The following is a 981-nucleotide window of genomic DNA, read 5'->3' as shown; positions in this document are numbered from 1 at the left end:
ACCCCGACCCAGCCAGCGCTGCCACCCGGCGCCCGCCTCCTCACCGCCGACGACGCCATCCACATGATCACCATCGGTGACCATGCCGGCGGCCACCAGCCCGACCTCGCCCTCGACGTCGCCCTCATCGACGCCCTGCGAGCCGGACAGATCCTCGCCGCCCTCATGCCCGACGACCGCCTCGCCTTCACCCCCAACCCCCACGCCTGAACCCCGCCGGGCCGGCCGGACGCCACCCCGACCGGCCCGGTCTCCCCCACCGCACCCGCGGCCCTTCAGCTCACGTGGACGGCCGTGCATGCAGCCCGACTTGTAGACCACCCGCCGGCCCGCGCGGGGGCAGGGCAGACCGAACTGCCCACACCGCCGCCGCCACGCAGGCATCCTCGCCGCCCGCCGGCCGACGTCCCCCGCCACCGGTCCCACCGGCGGACCCCGCCCGGGCGAGCCGGGCACCCTTCCCGCATTCGGAGAGCCGTCATGACCTCAGACCGCGACAGCGCCCCCGCCACCCCGATGGGAAGCCCCCCGTCGTCGACGATCACGGTTCTGGTGATCCCCGCCGACCCGGCGCATCCGCACCGCCTCGTCGCGGTGGATCCCTCGAACGACGCCGCCCTGGGGGCTCTTGCCGGCGGTGGTCTGGAACCGGTCGACCTCGACCGTGATGGCGCGGTGCTGTGAATGGCCGACCCGCCCCTGCCCGCCGGCACCCCCCGCAACGACCGCGCCACCGCGCTCGCCGTCTTCCATCCCCGCCGCTTCCACCCCGACCTGCAGATCCACGGCGATGTGATCATCACCGGGCTTGCTCGCGGCGACGACATCGATCTCCTCGACGTGCCCGTCTCCTACGCCCGGCTCCTCGACGCCCCCCGCTACCGCGTCCAGATCCGCCACCGCCACGCCGCGGGAGGGATCGTCCTGGGCGACGCCTACCCGAGCCTGCTCAGCGCCTATGACGCCACCCGCGCGGCGGCG

2 protein-coding genes and 1 pseudogene are annotated in these 981 nt (G+C 74.8%); all 3 read left to right on the top strand.

What is annotated here, in order from left to right:
• A pseudogene (locus C1A33_RS35305) lies at nt 1-210 on the top strand (hypothetical protein); the annotation flags it as partial.
• A 270-nt stretch (nt 211-480) separates the two neighbouring features.
• Complete coding sequence (locus C1A33_RS34375; protein WP_133150838.1) at nt 481-684, top strand: hypothetical protein; 204 nt, start codon at nt 481-483, stop codon at nt 682-684.
• Nucleotides 685-981, top strand: a 297-nt coding sequence (locus tag C1A33_RS26385) for a hypothetical protein (RefSeq protein ID WP_423748152.1), incomplete at its 3' end; no start/stop codon positions are given.

The sequence above is a fragment of the Frankia canadensis genome (genome assembly GCF_900197875.1).
Classification (GTDB): domain Bacteria; phylum Actinomycetota; class Actinomycetes; order Frankiales; family Frankiaceae; genus Frankia; species Frankia canadensis.
The sequence above is the reverse complement of the archived record's forward strand: the minus strand, read 5'-3'. Positions and strand labels throughout refer to the sequence as shown.

Excerpts from the sequence above, each read along its gene's own strand:
- C1A33_RS34375 (WP_133150838.1), top strand. The coding sequence starts at position 481 with ATGACCTCAGACCGCGACAGCGCCCCCGCCACCCCGATGGGAAGCCCC.